Origin of the sequence: Streptomyces sp. NPDC059785 (assembly GCF_042732375.1) — a bacterium.
In the GTDB taxonomy this organism is placed as follows: Bacteria; Actinomycetota; Actinomycetes; order Streptomycetales; family Streptomycetaceae; genus Streptomyces.
On the sequence record NZ_JBHWHV010000020.1, the window covers coordinates 58326 to 76596 of the forward strand.

The 18271-nt window shown below is 75.7% G+C and carries 1 protein-coding gene; it reads left to right on the forward strand.

The annotated features are described in order from the left end of the window. Complete coding sequence (locus ACFV6E_RS17390) at positions 1-18237, forward strand: type I polyketide synthase (RefSeq protein ID WP_385462486.1); 18237 nt, start codon at positions 1-3, stop codon at positions 18235-18237. The last annotated feature ends 34 nt before the right edge of the window (positions 18238-18271 follow it).

Genomic DNA, 18271 nt, shown 5'->3' on the forward strand with positions numbered 1-18271 from the left:
ATGGGTGCGGTTCACGACGCGGCCACGGGCACCGGCACCCCCACGGGTACCGGCGCCGACACGGACCCGGGCGGTGACGAGCCGATCGCGGTGATCGGCGTCGCCTGCCGCCTCCCTGGCGCCCCCGATCCGGCCGCGTTCTGGCGGCTGCTGCACGACGGCCGCGACGCGATCGCCGAACCGCCGCCCGGCCGCCACCCGGCGGGCACCGACGCCGCCCCGGCGCCCCGCCGGGGCGGCTACCTCGACCGCGTCGACGGCTTCGACGCGGCCTTCTTCGGCGTCTCGCCCCGCGAGGCGCCGGCCATCGACCCCCAGCAGCGACTCGCCCTGGAACTGGGCTGGGAAGCGCTGGAGGACGCCGGCCTCGCCCCCGACTCGCTCAGCGGCACACCCGCGGGCGTGTACGTGGGCGCGATCGCCGACGACTACGCCTCCCTGCTGCGCCGCGGCGGCCCACAAGGCATCACGCGGCACGTCTTCACCGGCGTCCAGCGAGGTGTGATCGCCAACCGGCTTTCCTACTCGCTGGGGCTGCGGGGGCCCAGTCTGACGGTCGACTGCGGCCAGTCCTCGTCACTGGTCGCAGTCCACCTGGCCGCCGAGGCCCTGCGCCGCGGCGAGTCGGCGCTCGCCCTGGCGGGCGGCGTCCACCTGAACCTGGTGCCCGACAGCACCACCGCCGCCGACCGCTTCGGCGCGCTCTCCCCCGACGACCGCTGCCACACCTTCGACGCCCGCGCCAACGGGTTCGTACGCGGCGAGGGCGGCGCCCTGGTCGTCCTCAAACCGCTGTCCCGCGCCCTCGCCGACGGGGACCGCGTCTACTGCGTGCTCAGCGGCTCCGCCGTCAACCACGACGGCGCAGGCGAGGGCCTGGCCGTACCGAACCCCGAGGCCCAGCGGGAGGTCGTCACCGCCGCGCTCACCGCCGCGCAGGCACGCGCGGCCGACGTGCAGTACGTCGAACTGCACGGCACCGGAACCCCGGTCGGCGACCCCGTCGAGGCCGCCGCGCTCGGCGCCGCGCTGGGCACGGCACCCGGCCGGACGGCCCCGCTGGCGGTCGGCTCGGCCAAGACCAACGTCGGCCACCTCGAAGGCGCGGCCGGCGCGGTGGGCCTGCTGAAGACCGTCCTCGCCCTGCACCACCGCACACTCCCCGCCAGCCTCAACTTCGAGACGCCCAACCCGGCCATCCCCTTCGACGACCTGCGCCTGCGCGTCCAGACGGCCACGGGCGCCTGGCCCCACCCCGACCGGCCACTCGTGGCCGGCGTGTCGGCGTTCGGCGTGGGCGGCACCAACGCCCACGCGATCCTGCGGGAGGCACCCCGTACGGAGCCGGAGCGCCCGGACACGGATGGCGCGGAGCCGGATGGGGCGGTGCCGTTGGTCGTCTCGGCGGCGAGCGCGAAGGCACTGGCGGCACTGGGCGGACGCCTCGCGGAACACCTGGAGTCGGAGCCCGGTCTGCGGCTCGCCGAGTTCGCTCATGCGCTGGTCACGACACGGGCGTCGCTGCCGTACCGCGCGGTCGTGGTCGCCGACGGTCGTGAGAGCGCCCTGAACGGCCTGCGCGCCCTCGCCGACGGCGTCAACGCGCCGCAGGTGGTCAGCGGGACGGCCACCGGTGCGTCCGGACCCGGCCCGGTGTTCGTCTTCCCGGGCCAGGGCTCGCAGTGGGCGGGCATGGCGCAGGCGCTGTACGCCGACGACCCCGACTTCCGCCACTCCCTGGACGCCTGCGCCGACGCCCTCGACCCCCTCACCGGCTGGTCCCTCATCAACACCCTCACCGGGACGGACACGGACTGGCTGGAACGGGTCGACAAGGTCCAACCCGCCCTCTTCGCCGTCATGACCAGCCTCGCCCGCCTCTGGATCACCCACGGCATCCAACCCGCCGCCGTCATCGGCCACTCCCAAGGCGAAATAGCCGCCGCCCACCTCGCCGGCATCCTCACCCTCCAAGACGCCGCCCGCATCGTCGCCACCCGCTCCACCGCCATGCGCCACCTCTCCGGCCACGGCGGCATGGCCACCATCAACGCCCCCGCCCACCAGGTACAGCAATGGCTCGACGGTCACGACGCCACCATCGCCGCCCACAACTCACCCACCACCACCGTCATCTCCGGCACCCCGGAAGCCCTGGACGAACTGACCGCCCGGTGGGAGGCCGACGGCCTCCGCGTACGCCGCATCCACGTCGACTACGCCTCCCACTCCGCCCAGGTAGAGGCGTACGAGCAGGAGATCACCAGCGCCCTGGCCGGTGTCGCACCGCGTCCGGCGCTGATCCCCATGGTCTCGACCGTGACCGGACTGCCCGTCCAGGGCCCGGAACTCGACGCCGCCTACTGGTACGCCAACCTCCGCCGACCCGTCCTCTTCCACGAAGCACTGACCCACCTGGTCGACACCGGCCACCGCACCACCGTCGAGATGAGCCCCCACCCCGTCCTCACCCCCGCCATCCAGGACACCGCCGACCTCACCACTCTCCACACCCTGCGCCGCGACCACGGCACAACGACCGACTTCACCACCGCACTCGCCCACGCCCATGTCACCGGCAGCACCCCCACCTGGACGGCACAACTGTCCGCTCCGGCCCGGCGGGTGGCCCTGCCCACATATCCCTTCCAGCGCCGTTCCTACTGGCCGAAACCGACTGCCGCGACCACGACGGACGCGGCGGTCGCTGCGCTCGCGACGGCTGCCGTCGATCCCACTGATCCCGCACCGCGCGAGGAGGACGAGGTCGCGGGTCCGTCCGGTACGCCGTCGGCCGGACGGGTGCTGGACGTCGTTCTCAATGAATGCGCGCGGGTGCTCGGGCACGCCTCCGCGGCCGACGTACCGCCGCAGGCCACCTTCAAGGATCTCGGGTTCGACTCGTTCGCCGGCGTGGAGCTGTGCAAGCGGCTCTCGGCGCTGCTGGGGCGCCGGGTGCTGGTCAACTCGACGTACGACCACCCGAGTCCGGCCGAGCTGGCGGCGTTCCTGGAGGACGAGCGGGAGGAGACGGCGAGTTCCGTCACGCACGGCGGCACGGTGGCGGCGGAGGACGACGACCCGATCGTGATCGTCGGGATGGCGTGCCGCTTCCCCGGGGGCGTGCAGGGCCCCGAGGACCTGTGGCGGCTGCTGGCCGAGGAGCGGGACGCCATCAGCGACTTCCCCTCCGACCGTGGCTGGAACACCGACGAGCTGTACGACCCCGATCCGGCCAACCCCGGTACCTCGTACGTCCGTCGGGGCGGGTTCCTCGACGACGTCGCCGGGTTCGACGCCGCCCTCTTCGGTATCGCGCCGCGCGAGGCGCTGGCGATGGACCCGCATCAGCGGCTCCTGCTGGAGACCGCCTGGGAGGTGTTCGAGCGGGCCGGCATCGAGCCCGGTTCGCTGCGCGGCAGCCGCACGGGCGTGTTCGTGGGCACGAACGAACAGGACTACGCCACCTACACCACCCCCGCTCCGGCCCAGGGCGGCCCGGCGAGCGGCGGTCCGGCGCAGGGCAGCGAGGGCTTCCTGCTCACCGGGCACGCGGCGAGCGTGGCGTCCGGGCGGCTGGCGTACGTCTTCGGTCTCGAAGGCCCGGCCCTGACCGTCGACACCGCGTGCTCCTCGTCGCTGGTCGCCCTGCACTTGGCCGTCCAGTCGCTGCGGGCCGGTGAGTGCGACCTGGCCGTGGCGGGCGGCGCCACCGTCATGTCGACGCCGGGCATGTTCCTCGAATTCTCCCGGCAGAAGGGACTGTCGGCGGACGGCCGCTGCAAGGCGTTCGACGAGTCGGCGGACGGCACCGGCTGGTCGGAGGGCGTGGGCACACTGCTGGTGGAGCGGCTGTCCGATGCCCGCCGCAACGGCCACCCCGTCCTCGCCGTCGTACGCGGCTCGGCCGTCAACCAGGACGGCGCCTCCAACGGCCTCACCGCACCCAACGGCCGCTCCCAGGCCCGCCTGATCCGCACGGCCCTCGACGACGCGGGACTGGTACCCGCCGACGTCGACGCCGTCGAAGCCCACGGCACCGGCACCCGGCTCGGCGACCCCATCGAGGCCCAGGCCCTCCTGGCCACCTACGGCCAGGAGCGCACCCATCCGCTGTACCTCGGCTCGGCGAAGTCCAACGTCGGCCACACCCAGGCCGCCGCGGGCGTCGCCGGCGTCATCAAGATGGTCCTCGCCCTCCACCACGGGCTGCTGCCGCGCACCCTGCACGTCACCGAGCCGACCTCGCACGTCGACTGGTCGTCCGGCGCGGTCGAGCTGCTGACGCAGAGCCGCGCATGGCCGGAGGTGGAGAGAGTCCGCCGGGCCGCCGTCTCGGCCTTCGGCATCAGCGGCACGAACGCGCACGTCATCCTGGAACAGCCGGAGGACGCCGAGCAGTCCGCGGCCGAAGAAGCTCCTCACGGGTTGCCCCTGCTCCTCTCCGCCGCCTCCCCGGAGGCACTGGCGGCACTGGGCGGGCGCCTCGCGGAACACCTGGAGTCGGAACCCGACCTCCCGCTGCCCACCGTGGCTCACGCCCTGGCCACCACCCGGGCCTCACTCCCCCACCGCGCGGCCGTACTCGCCGACGACCGCGACCACGCCCTCACCGGCCTGCACGCCCTCGCCGAGGACCGACCCGCCCCCCACGTCATCACCGGACACGCCACCACCAACCGCGGACCCGTCTTCGTCTTCCCCGGCCAGGGCTCCCAATGGGCCGGCATGGCCCAAGCCCTCTACGCCGACGACCCCGACTTCCGCCACTCCCTGGACGCCTGCGCCGACGCCCTCGACCCCCTCACCGGCTGGTCCCTCATCAACACCCTCACCGGCGACGACGACCACTGGCTGGAACGGGTCGACAAGGTCCAACCCGCCCTCTTCGCCGTCATGACCAGCCTCGCCCGCCTCTGGATCACCCACGGCATCCAACCCGCCGCCGTCATCGGCCACTCCCAAGGCGAAATAGCCGCCGCCCACCTCGCCGGCATCCTCACCCTCCAAGACGCCGCCCGCATCGTCGCCATCCGCTCCACCGCCATGCGCCACCTCTCCGGCCACGGCGGCATGGCCACCATCAACGCCCCCGCCCACCAGGTAAAGCAATGGCTCGAAGGTCACGACGCCACCATCGCCGCCCACAACTCACCCACGACGACGGTCATCTCCGGCACCCCGGAAGCCCTGGACGAACTGACCGCCGTCCTGACCGCACAGGGCACCCGCGTGCGTCGCATCCACGTCGACTACGCCTCCCACTCCGCCCAGGTCGACGCATACGAGCGGGAGATCACCACCGCTCTCGCCGCCGTCCGCCCGCGACCGGCCACGATCCCCATGGTCTCGACCGTGACCGGACTGCCCGTCCAGGGCCCGGAACTCGACGCCGCCTACTGGTACGCCAACCTCCGCCGACCCGTCCTCTTCCACGAAGCACTGACCCACCTGGTCGACACCGGCCACCGCACCACCGTCGAAACCAGCCCCCACCCCGTCCTCACCCCCGCCATCCAGGACACCGCCGACCTCACCACCCTCTACACCCTGCGCCGCGACCACGGCACACCCACCGACTTCACCACCGCACTCGCCCACGCCCATGTCACCGGCACCACCCCCACCTGGACCACACACACCCCCGACCGCCCCGTCCCCCTCCCCACCTATCCCTTCCAGCACCAGCGCTACTGGCTGGACCGCACCGTGGCCACCGCCGCTCAGCCGGGCGTCGACGTGCGCGACCACCCGCTGCTCAGCGCGGCCGTGTCGCTGGCGGGCGCGGGCATGGTGCTGACGGGCACGCTGGGCCCGGACTCTCCCCAGTGGTGCGGCGATCACGCGGTCGCCGGGACGGTGCTGCTGCCGGGTACCGCCTTCGTGGAGATGGCGGTGCGGGCCGGTGACGAGGTCGGGTGCGGGTCGGTCGAGGAGCTGACGCTGCGGGCGCCGCTGGCGCTCACCGGGCCGGTGACCGTACAGGTCGCGGTGGGCGAGCCGGACGGGTCCGGGCGCCGTCCGGTGACCGTGCACTCCCGGCCGGGATCGGCCCGCGCGGACGCCGCGTGGACGCTGCACGCCGAGGGCCTGCTGACCGAGGCCGCCCCGGACGGTGCCGACGGCCCGGCCGACGGTCTCGCCGCCTGGCCGCCGCCCGGCGCCCGCCCGCTGCCGACCGGCGCGCTGTACGACGAGCTGGCCGCCCAGGGGTACGACTACGGCCCCGCGTTCCAGGGCGTACGTGCCCTGTGGCGCCGCGACGACGATGTGTTCGCGGAGGTCGAACTGCCGGCGGAGGCGGGCGCGTCCGACGGGTTCCTGTTGCACCCGGCGCTCCTCGACGCCGCCCTACACGCCGTGGCGGCGAGTGGCCTGCTGCCTCAAGTGGCCGGCATCCGGCTGCCGTTCGCCTGGTCCGGGGTGCAGGTGCACGCCTCCGGTGCGCGGGCGCTTCGCGTACTGGTGCGGCGTACGGGGCCGGAGTCCGTGGAGCTGACCGCCGTGGACGGCGCCGGTGCGCCGGTGGTGTCCGTGGCGTCGCTGGCGCTGTTGCCGGTCGCTGTGGAGGCGCTGCGCGCGGCCTCCCGGTCCGAGGCGCTGTTCGCGGTCCGGTGGGAGGAGGCCGGTGCGGTGGACGCGGCGGCGCCGACCGAGTGGGCTGCCGTGGTCTCCGGGCCGGGAACGGATGGGCTCGACGCGCTCAGTACGTCGGACGGCCCGGTCCAGTCCGGCGCGCCTGCGCCCGTACTGCTGGACCTGGCCACGAACCGCGCGGAGGCCGTGGACCGTGCGGACGTCGCTGACGTCGGCGAGCTGGTCGTCTCCGTGCTCGGCGTCGTCCGCCGCTTCGTGACCGAACCGGGCCTTCGGGACCGAGTGCTCGTGGTGCGGACCCGGGGCGCGGTCGCGGTGGGCGACGACGACCGGGTCATCGATCCGGCGGCGGCCGCCGTATGGGGGCTGGTCCGGTCGGCGCAGAGCGAGCACCCCGGACGGTTCGTACTGGTCGACACGGACAACTCGGACGCTGAGATCGAGCCAGTCGCCGTTGGTGAAGAGTCCCAGCTCGCGCTGCGCGACGGCACGACGTACGTGCCGCGTCTCGTAAGGCATCCGCTCGCCGACGACGACGCCACGGCCCCCGTCTTCGATCCCGACCGTACGGTCCTGCTGACCGGTGGCACGGGCGGGCTCGGTTCGCTCGTGGCGCGGCATCTCGTCGGGGTGCACGGGGTGCGGCGGTTGATGCTGCTCAGCCGTTCGGGGGCGGACGCGGACGGGGCGGCCGAGCTCGTCCGGACGCTGGCCGGGTCCGGCGCCGTGGTCGACGTACGGACCTGTGACATCGCGGACCGGGAGGCGCTGGCCGGTGTCGTGGCGGAGGTGCAGGGGTCCGGGCATCCGCTGGGCGCCGTGCTGCACCTGGCGGGTGTCCTGGAGGACGCGACCGTCGAAGGGCTGAGCGACGAGGCCGTGGCGGCGGTGCTGGGGCCGAAGGCCCTGGCCGCACTGCATCTGCACGAGCTGACCGCCGGTCTCGACCTGTCGGCTTTTGTGCTGTTCTCGTCGGTGGCCGGTGTGCTCGGCAACCCGGGCCAGGCCAACTACGCGGCGGCCAACGCCTTCCTCGACGCCCTCGCCGTGCGGCGGGCGCGGCTCGGGCTGCCCGCGCTGTCGCTGGCGTGGGGACTGTGGGAGCAGCCGTCCGGGATGACCGGGCGGCTGGACGGGCGGGATCTGGCCCGGATGCGGCGGGCGGGGCTGTTGCCGCTGCCAGCCCGGGAGGGGCTGGCCCTGCTGGACGCCGCCCTCGCCGGGTCGGTGCGGGAGGGCGGCCCGGCCGCTCTGGTGCCGGCGCTGATCGACACGGCGTCGCTGGTGCGGGCCGGGCGGCCCGTACCGCCGCTGCTGTCGAAGCTCGCGCCGCGCGTCGTACGGCGGACGGCCGCGCAGGACGGTCAGGCCGTGTCGGGGGCTTCCCGGTCCGGGCTCGCCCAGCGGCTCGCCGGTCTTTCGGCCGAGGAGCGGGAGCGGCTGCTGCTCGGGGTGGTGCGTGACGAGACGGCGCTGGTGCTGGGGCACGCGAGCGGGGACGGTCTCGACGTGGGCCGGGAGTTCCGGGAGCTGGGTCTCGACTCGCTGATGGCGGTCGAGGTGCGCAACCGGCTGGCGGCGGTCACCGGTCTGCCCCTGCCGTCCACGGTGGTCTTCGACCATCCCACGCCCCGCGCGCTGGCGCGGTTCCTGGACGGGCGGCTGGCCGGTGGCGCGGACGCCGTGCCCGGCGGTGCGGAGGTCAGCGCCGTACGCGATGGGCAGGACGAGCCCGTCGCGATCGTCGGGATGGCCTGCCGCTACCCGGGCGGCGTGGCGGGACCCGCCGATCTGTGGCGGCTCGTGCTCCAGGAGCGGGACGCGGTGGGCGAGTTCCCCGTGGACCGCGGCTGGGACCTGGGCGCGCTGTTCGACCGGGCGGCCGGTGCGCGCGGTACGAGTGCCACGCGGCACGGCGGGTTCCTGGACGACGCCGCCGGTTTCGACCCGGCGCTGTTCGGGATCTCGCCGCGCGAGGCGCTGGCCATGGACCCGCAGCAGCGGCTGCTCCTCGAGGTCTCCTGGGAGGCGCTGGAGGACGCGGGCATTCCGGCGGAGAGCGTGCACGGCTCGCGCGGCGGGGTGTTCGCCGGGCTGATGTACCACGACTACGCCACCGGTCGGGGCGAGGTGCCGGAAGGCGTGGAGGGGTATCTGCTGACGGGCGGCGCGGGCAGTGTCGCCTCGGGCCGGATCGCCTACGCGCTGGGCCTCGAGGGGCCCGCGCTGACGGTGGACACGGCGTGCTCGTCGTCGCTGGTGGCGCTGCACCTGGCCGCGCAGTCGCTGCGGCGCGGCGAGTGCGATATCGCGCTGGCGGGCGGGGTGACGGTGATGGTCGCGCCCGACACGTTCGTGGAGTTCTCCCGGCAGGGCGGGCTGGCGCGCGACGGCCGCTGCAAGTCGTTCGCCGAGGGCGCCGACGGCACCGGCTGGTCCGAGGGCGTGGGCATGCTGCTGGTGGAGCGGCTGTCGGACGCGCGCCGCAACGGGCACCGGGTGCTGGCCGTGCTGCGCGGCTCGGCCGTCAACCAGGACGGCGCCTCCAACGGCCTGACCGCGCCGAGCGGCACCGCGCAGCAGCGCGTCATCCGGCAGGCGCTCGCCGACGCCGGGCTGGACCCGGCCGACGTGGACGCGGTCGAGGGACACGGCACCGGCACCGTCCTGGGCGACCCGATCGAGGCCGGGGCCCTGCTGGAGACCTACGGCCGGAAGCGGCCCGCCGAACGGCCGCTCTACCTCGGCTCGGTGAAGTCCAACCTCGGCCACACCCAGGCCGCGGCCGGTGTCGCGGGCGTCATCAAGATGATCACGGCGCTGCACGAGGGTGTGCTGCCGCGCAGCCTGCACGCGGACGCGCCCTCGTCGCACGTGGACTGGGCGTCCGGCGGGGTGGAGCTGCTGGCACGTACCCGCAACTGGCCCGAGGTGGGCCGGCCGCGGCGGGCCGCCGTGTCGTCGTTCGGGATCAGCGGCACCAACGCGCACGTCATCCTGGAGCAGGCGCCGCCGCCCGCCGCGCCGCCCGAGCGCGGCCCGGACCCGGCCGTCGTCCCGCTGCTGCTGTCGGCGGCCGACCAGGAGGCGCTGCGCGCCCAGGCCGGACGCGTCGCGGCGACCCTGGACGGCGGCGGCACGGAACTGGCGGACGTGGCCTGGTCGTTGACGGCCACGCGCAGCGCGCTGCCCTGGCGGGCCGCCGTCGTGGCCGACGGGCGGGAGCAGGCGGTCGAGCGGCTGCGGGCGGTGGCCGAGGGGCGCTCCGCCGCCGGTACGCTCACCGGCCGGGCCCGGGAGGACGCGCTGCTCGCGGTCGTCTTCAGCGGCCAGGGCAGCCAGCGGCTCGGCACGGGCCGGGAACTGTACGACGCCCAGCCGGTGTTCGCCGCCGCCTTCGACGAGGTGTGCGCGCACTTCGCCCCGCATCTCGGCCGTCCCCTGCGTGCCATCGTGTTCGGCGAGGGCTCCGGGGACGCCGGGGACGCCGGGCTGCTGGACCGCACCGACCACGCGCAGGCCGCGATCTTCGCCGTCGAGGTGGCGCTGTACCGGCTGCTGGAACACTTCGGTGTACGGCCCGGACTGCTCGTCGGGCACTCCATCGGCGAGTTCGCGGCGGCCCATGTCGCCGGGGTGTGGTCCCTCGCCGACGCCTGCGCGCTGGTGGCCGCGCGCGGGCGGCTGATGCGGGACGTGACGGCGGACGGTGCGATGGCCGCCGTGGAGGCCACCGAGGACGAGGCCCGGCGCGTGCTCGCCGGACACGGCGGCCGGGTGAGCCTGGCCGCGGTCAACGGCCCGTCCGCCACGGTGGTCTCCGGCGACCGGGAGGCCGTCGAGGAGGTCGTGGAGCGGTTCCGGGCACAGGGGCGGCGGGTACGGCGGCTGCGGGTCAGCCACGCCTTCCACTCGGCGCACATGGACACGCTGCTCGACGCCTTCGCGGACGTCCTGGCCGGTGTCGCGTTCCGGCCGCCGGTGCTGCCCGTCATCTCGAACGTGACCGGCGCGCCGGCCGCCCCGGAGGAGCTGTGCTCACCCGCCTACTGGGTGCGGCACGTGCGCGAGACGGTCCGCTTCGCCGACGGTGTCCGCGCGCTGCACGCGGCGGGCGCCACGGCGTACCTGGAACTGGGGCCCACCGCCGTGCTCACCGGTGCCGTGCGCGACAGCCTGCCCGGGGCCGCCACCCCGGCCACGGTCACCGAAGCCGCCCCGGCCAGGGTCGCCGAAGCCGCCGCGCCCACGGTCGTCGCGGACGTCTCGCCCACCGTCGTCGCGGCGCTGCGGTCCGACCGGCCGGAGGCCGCGGCCTTCATGGAGGCGCTGTCGGCCCTGCACCTGTCGGGTCTGCGGGTGGACTGGTCGAAGGCGTTCGAGGGCACGGGCGCCCGCACCGTCGAGCTGCCCGGCTACCCCTTCCGGCACCGCCGCTTCTGGCTGACCCCGCCCGCTCGTACGACGGCACCCGACGGGTTCGCCGACCTGCTCGGCGAGCTGGACCTCACCGAGGAGCAGACGCGGACCCTGGACGCGCTGCTCGGCTCCCGGGACCGCGCCGACCGGCTGCGCCGCTGCGCCCACCGGGTGGCGTGGGTGCCGGTGGCAGCTGACGGGGCGCGGCTGCGCGGACGGTGGCGGGTGGCGCTGCCGGACGGTACGGATGCGGCCGACCCGCGCGTGACGGCCCTGCTCGCCGCGCTGGAACGGGCCAGTGCGGAGGCTGTCACGGGACCGGCCGGGGACGGTGATGTGGCGGGTGTGGTGGTCGCCGCCGCGCTGGCTGCCGACCCCGGGCTGTTCGCCCTGGAGGCCGCCCGTGAGGCCGGTCCGGACGCCCCGCTGTGGTTCCTCACCGAAGGTGCCGTCTCCACCGGGGCCCAGGATCCGGTGCGGGAGGTGGCGCAGGCCGCGGTGTGGGGGCTCGGCCAGGTGGTCTCGCTGGACCTCCCCGCCCTGTGGGGCGGATTGGCGGACGTCGGCACCTTCGGCGACCGCGACCTGGACGCCCTGTGCGCCGCACTCGCCTCCGGCGGCCGACCCGGCCGGGAGGACCAACTCGCCCTGCGCGACGGACGCCTGCTGGGCCGCCGCGTCGTACCGGCCGCCGACGGGGCGGCCGGGGCGGAGGCCGTGAGTACCGCGTCCGCCCGTACGGCCGACGCCGGTCCGGAAGCGGCCGGTACCGTGCCCGCCCGTACAGCCGACGCCGGTCCCGGAACGGCGAGCGCCGCGCCCGCCCGTACAGCCGACACGGGTCCGGAAGCGGCCGGTACCGTGCCCGCCCGTACAGCCGACGCCGGTCCCGGAACGGCGAGCGCCGCGCCCGCCCGTACAGCCGACGCGGGTGCGGGAGCGGCAGATGCCATGGCCGCCCGTACGGCCGACGCCGGTCCGGAAGCGGCGGGTACCGTGCCCGCCCGTACAGCCGACGCCGGTCCCGGAACGGCGAGCGCCGCGCCCGCCCGTACAGCCGACGCGGGTCCGGAAGCGGCAGATGCCATGGCCGCCCGTACGGCCGACGCCGGTCCGGAAGCGGCCGGTACCGTGCCCGCCCGTACAGCCGACGCGGGTGCGGGTCCCGGTCGGGCATGGCGTCCCAGCGCCGCCGGTGTCGTTCTCGTCACCGGTGGGACCGGGGCGCTCGGGGCTCACGTCGCCCGGTGGCTCGCCGCGAACGGTGCCCGGCGGCTCGTGCTCACCGGGCGCCGGGGCGAGGCCGCCCCGGGTGCGGCCGAACTCGCGTCCGCCCTGCGGGCGCTCGGGGCCGAGGTGGCGGTGGAGGCCTGCGACACCGCCGACCGTGCCGCCCTCGCCGACCTGCTCGCCCGCCACCGGCCCACCGCCGTCTTCCACGCGGCCGGTGTCTTCGAGGCCCGCCCGGTGAGCGAGCTGTCGGCCGAGGAGTGGGCCACGGTGCTCGCGGGCAAGGCCGACGGCGCGCGCCACCTGGACGAGCTCACCCGGGAGGCGGGCCTGGAGCTGGACGCCTTCGTGCTGTTCTCCTCGATCGCGGGGGTGTGGGGCAGCGCCGGTCAGGCCGCGTACGCCGCGGGCAACGCGGTGCTCGACGCCCTCGCCGAGCGGCGCCGGGCCGACGGACTGCCCGCGACGTCCGTCGCGTGGGGGCCGTGGGCGGGCGCCGGCATGGCGGCCGACGACGAACTGACGGGGCTGCTGGTCCGCAGCGGTCTGCGCCCGCTGGACCCGGCGGACGCCCTGGCCGCGCTGGAACAGGTGCTGGCATCGGGACAGGCCTCCCGGGTCGTCGCCGACGTGGACTGGCCGCGGCTGACGGCGATGTTCGCGGCCGTACGGCCCGGCCCGCTGTTCGCCCTGGTCGCGGCGCACGACGACGCGGAAACGGCCACGGAGGCCGGCGCCGTCGGTGACTTCGCACGCCGGGTGGGCGGGCTGCCGCCCGTCGAGCAGGAGCGGGCGGTCCTGGCGCTGGTGCGGGACGAGGTGGCGGCCGCCCTCGGCCACGACGCACCGCACGACCTCGACGTCACACGGACCTTCAAGAGCCTGGGCCTGGACTCGCTGACCGCCGTGGAGGTCCGCGACCGGCTGACCAGGGCGACCGGCCTCGCCCTGCCCGCCACCGTCGTCTTCGACCACCCCACCCCGCGCGACCTGGCCGCCGCGGTCCGCGACCGGGTGACGGGCGTGGCGAGCGAGTCCGCGCCGGCCGCGACCGCGGCGGCGGACGAGCCCGTGGCCATCGTCGGCATGGCCTGCCGCTACCCCGGCGGCGCGGTCAGCCCCGAGGACCTGTGGCGGCTGGTCGCCGAGGAGCGGGACGCCGTCGTGGACTTCCCCGCCGACCGCGGCTGGGACCTGGCCGCGGTGTACGACCCGGACCCGGCCGCGACCGGCACCTCGTACTCCCGCGAGGGCGGTTTCCTGGACGACATCTCCGGCTTCGACCCGGGACTGTTCGGGATCTCGCCGCGCGAGGCGCTGGCCATGGACCCGCATCAGCGGCTGCTGCTCGAGACAACCTGGGAGGCGTTCGAGCGGGCCGGAATCCCGCCGACCTCACTGCGCGGCAGCAGCACGGGCGTGTTCGTCGGCGCGGGTGAACAGGACTACGCGGCCGGGGTGACGGACGCCCCCGAGGGCGTCGCCAACCACCTGCTCCTCGGGCACACCGCCAGCGTCCTGTCCGGCCGGGTCGCCTACGTCTTCGGCCTCGAAGGTCCCACCCTCACCCTCGACACGGCCTGCTCGGCCGGTCTGGTCGCCCTGCACCTCGCGGTGCGGGCGCTGCGCGGCGGGGAGTGCGACCTCGCGGTGGCGGGCGGTGCGACGGTGATGTCGACGCCGGGCGGTTTCGTGGAGTTCAGCCGGCAGCAGGTGCTCGGCAGGACCGGGCGCTGCCGCTCGTACTCCGACGACGCGGACGGCTCCGCCTTCTCCGAGGGCATCGGCACCCTGGTCGTCGAGCGGCTGTCGGACGCCCGGCGCAACGGGCACCCGGTGCTGGCCGTGATCCGCGGTACGGCGGTCAACCAGGACGGCGCCTCCAACGGGCTGAGCGCGCCCAGCGGGCGGTCCCAGCAGCGGGTGATCCGGCAGGCGCTCGCCGACGCGGGGCTGTCCCCGGCCGACGTGGACGCCGTCGAGGGCCACGGCACCGGTACGCCGCTCGGCGACCCCATCGAGGCGGAGGCGCTGCTCGCCACCTACGGGCAGGACCGGCCGGCCGAACGGCCGCTGTACCTCGGCTCGCTGAAGTCCAACATCGGCCACACGCAGGCCGCGGCGGGCATCGCGGGCGTGATGAAGACGGTGCACGCCCTGCGGCACGGCGTACTGCCCCGCACCCTGCACCTCTCCGCCCCCTCCTCCCACGTGGACTGGTCCTCCGGCGGCCTCGAACTGCTCACCGAGACACGGGAATGGCCGCGGGTGGAACGGGCCCGGCGGGCGGCGGTCTCGGCGTTCGGCATCAGCGGGACGAACGCGCACGTGATCCTGGAGGAGCACCCGCTCACCGAGCAGAGGGAACAACCGAAGGACCAGGACCAGGACCAGGACCAGGACCAGGACCCGCGACAGCCGTCCGCCCCCGCCTCCACCCCCGTACCCCTCGCCTCCACCCCCGCCGTCCTCCCCCTCTCCGCCGCCACCGCGGCCGGGCTGCGTGACCAGGCCCGCAGGCTGCGCGACTCGCTCGCCGACCGGCCCGAGCTGGAACCCGCCGCGCTGGGGCGGGCCCTGGCGACCACCCGGGTGACGGACCTCGAACACCGCGCGGCCGTCGTCGCCGGTGACCGGGACGAGGCGCTGGCCGCGCTCGCGGCGCTGGCCGACGGGGAAGCGCACGCCCGGCTGGTCGCCGGTGCCGCCGCGCCGGGCGCGGGGCCGGTACTGGTCTTCCCGGGCCAGGGCTCGCAGTGGCCCGGCATGGCGCTCGGACTCCTCGATTCCTCACCGGTGTTCGCCGAGGCACTCGCCGAGTGCGACGCGGCGCTGGGCGAGTTCGTCGACTGGTCGGTCCTCGACGTGCTGTACGACCGGCCGGGCGCGCCCTCGATGCAGGGGCTCGACGTGGTGCAGCCGCTGCTGTTCGCGGTGATGGTGGCGCTGGCCCGCACCTGGCGGGCGGCCGGGGTGGTGCCGGCGGCGGTCGTCGGGCACTCGCAGGGCGAGGTGGCCGCGGCCTGCGTCGCGGGCGCGCTGTCCCTGCCGGACGCGGCGCGGATCATCTGCCTGCGCAGCAGGGCCATGCAGGAGGAGCTGTCAGGGCTCGGCGCGATGGCGTCGGTGGCCGGGTCGCGGGAGTGGGTCACCGACCGGCTCGCACGCTGGAGCGGCCGGCTGAGCGTGGCCGCGGTCAACGGGCCCGGTTCGGTGGTGGTGTCGGGCGAGGCGGCCGCGGTGGAGGAGTTCCTGGCGGACGCCGAGTCGGCGGGCGTCCGGGCCCGCCGGGTCAAGGGCGCGATCGCCGCCGGGCACTCGGCCCAGGTGGAGCTGGTGCGCGAGCGGGTCCTCACCGAGCTGGCCCCCGTCGCGCCCCGGGCGGGCGAGGTCCCGCTCGTCTCCACGGTCACGGGTGCCGTGCTCGACGGCGCGGGCATGGACGCCGACTACTGGTACCGCAACATGCGTGAGCCGGTCCGCTTCGACGCGGCCGTACGGGAGTTGCTCGGCCGCGGCCACCGGGTGTTCCTTGAGGTGAGTCCGCATCCGGTGCTGCTGACGGGGCTTCAGGAGACCGTGGAGGACGCGGGCGCGTCGGCGACCGCGCTGGGCACGCTGCGCCGAGACGAGGGCGGTCCCGACCGGCTCGCGCTCTCCCTGGGCGCGGCGTACGTCGCCGGGGTGGACGTGGACTGGCCGCGCGCGGTGTACGCGCACACCCCGCCTGCCTTCGTGGAGCTGCCGACCTACGCCTTCCAGCGGCAGCGGTACTGGCTGGACGCGCCGCGCCAGTCGGCCTACTTCGCCGCTCCGGCCGCCGCACCGGCGCCGGTCGCGGACGACGACTCGGCCCAGCGGCGCTTCTGGGACGCGGTGGAGAGCGGGGACGTCGACGCGCTCCTCGGTGAACTGCCGCTGGTGAACGGGCAGGTGGCGTCGCTCCGCGACCTGCTGCCCGCGCTCGCCGACTGGCGGGAGACGTCACGCGAGGACGCGGTGCTCGACCGGTGGCGGCACCGGGTGGTCTGGGAGCCGGTGGCCACGGCCGCGCGGCCCGCGCTCACCGGCGGCCTGCTGCTCCTCGTACCGGACGACCCGGCGGCCCGTTCGGTGGCCGCGCAGGTCGAGGCGGCGCTCGGCGCGCACGGGGCGGCGGTGACCCGGCTCGGGCTGCCGGCCGGGGCGGGCCGGGCCGCCGTGGCGCGGGCGCTGGACGGGGTCGAGGCCCCGGCCGGTGTGCTGGCGCTGACCGGGCTGCTCGACGGCCCGCACCCCGGGCACGACGCCGTACCGGCGGCGCTGGCGGCGACGCTGGCCGTCGTGCAGGCGCTCGGTGACGTGGACTGGGCGGCGCCGCTGTGGGTGCTGACCCGGGGTGCGGTCGCGGCGGATCCCGCGGACGCGGTGGCCGCGCCGGAGCAGGCGATGGTGTGGGGGCTCGGGGCGACCGCCCGACAGGAGCATCCCGAGCGCTGGGGCGGGGTGATCGACCTGCCCGGCGATCTGTCGGAGCGCGCGCTGACCCGGCTGGTGGCCGTGGTGTCCGGGGCCACCGGCGAGGACGAAGTGGCGGTCAGGGCCTCGGCGGCGCTGACCCGGCGCCTGGTGCCCGCACCGCTGGACGAGCGGCCCGGCAGTTGGAAGCCCACGGGGACGGTGCTGGTCACCGGTGGTACGGGTGCGCTCGGCGGGCACGTGGCCCGGCATCTGGCCGCGCTCGGGGCGCCTCATCTGCTGCTGACCGGGCGGCGCGGCCAGGACGCGCCGGGCGCGCGGGAGCTGGTGGACGAACTCACCGCGCTCGGCGCCCGCGTGACCGTCGCGGCCTGCGATCTCGGGGACCGTACGGCGCTCGCGGAGCTGCTGGCGGGGATACCGGCCGAGGATCCGCTCACCGCCGTGGTGCACACGGCGGCGGCCGTGGACGACGCGCTGCTGGCCTCCCTGACGGTCGACCAGCTCCAGGGGTCGCTGCGGGTGAAGGCACGGGCGGCGCACCATCTGGACGAGCTGACGCGGGACCTGCCGATCGAGCAGTTCGTGCTGTTCTCGTCGCTCGCGGGTGTCACGGCGGACGCGGGGCAGGGCGGCTACGCCCCCGGCAACGCCTACCTCGACGCCCTCGCGCTGCGCCGCCGGGCACTCGGCCTGCCCGCGCTGTCCGTCGGCTGGGGACACTGGGCGGGCGGCAGCGGCCTGGAGGGCGGCGAGGTGGTCGCCAACCGGCTGCACCGGTTCGCGATGGAATCGATGGACCCGCGCCGTGCGGTGCGCGCGCTGGAGCGGGCGGTGGCCGGCGACAGCGGTCATCTGGTGGTCGCGGACGTGGACTTCACCCGCTTCGACGCCGGTTCGGTGAGTGCGCGGCCGACCCGGCTCTTCCTCGGCCTGCCCGGTTACCGCGAGGCCGTCCGGCCCGCGGGTGTACCGGGCGGCGCACCGGCGGAGGCCGAGCGGGCGGCGGAGGCCGGGTCCGGCTTCCGCGACCGGCTGGCTAAGACCCCGGCCGGTGACCGTACGGCGCTGGTGCGGGACCTGGTGCTGCGTCAGCTCGCCGCGGTGCTCGGCCACGCCGACCCCGGCGAGATCTCGGCCACCCGGCTCTTCCGCGAACTGGGCATCGACTCGCTCACGGCGGTGGAGTTCCGCAACCGGCTCGGCGCGGCCACCGGGCTGCGGCTGCCGGTCGGGGTCGTCTTCGACCACCCCACCCCGGAAGCGCTGGCGGCCCATGTCCTCGCCGAACTCGCCGTGGACGACGGGCCCGCCACCGGCGACGACATCGCGCCGGACGTCGACCTCGACCGGCTGGAGGCGGCCGTGGACCGGCTCGACGCCCCGGCCTCGGCGGCGGTGGCGGCCCGTCTGCGGGCGCTGCTGGCCCGGCTCCCGGACACCCCGGCGGAGGTGGTCGCCGACGGGACGCTGGCGGCGGCGACGACCGCCGAGGAGGTCCTCGGCTTCATCCAGGAACGGTTCGGCAGGTGACGGGCCGCCCCGCCCGGTCCCGAGTCCAGCCCCA

Excerpts from the sequence above, each read along its gene's own strand:
- ACFV6E_RS17390 (WP_385462486.1), top strand. The coding sequence starts at position 1 with ATGGGTGCGGTTCACGACGCGGCCACGGGCACCGGCACCCCCACGGGT.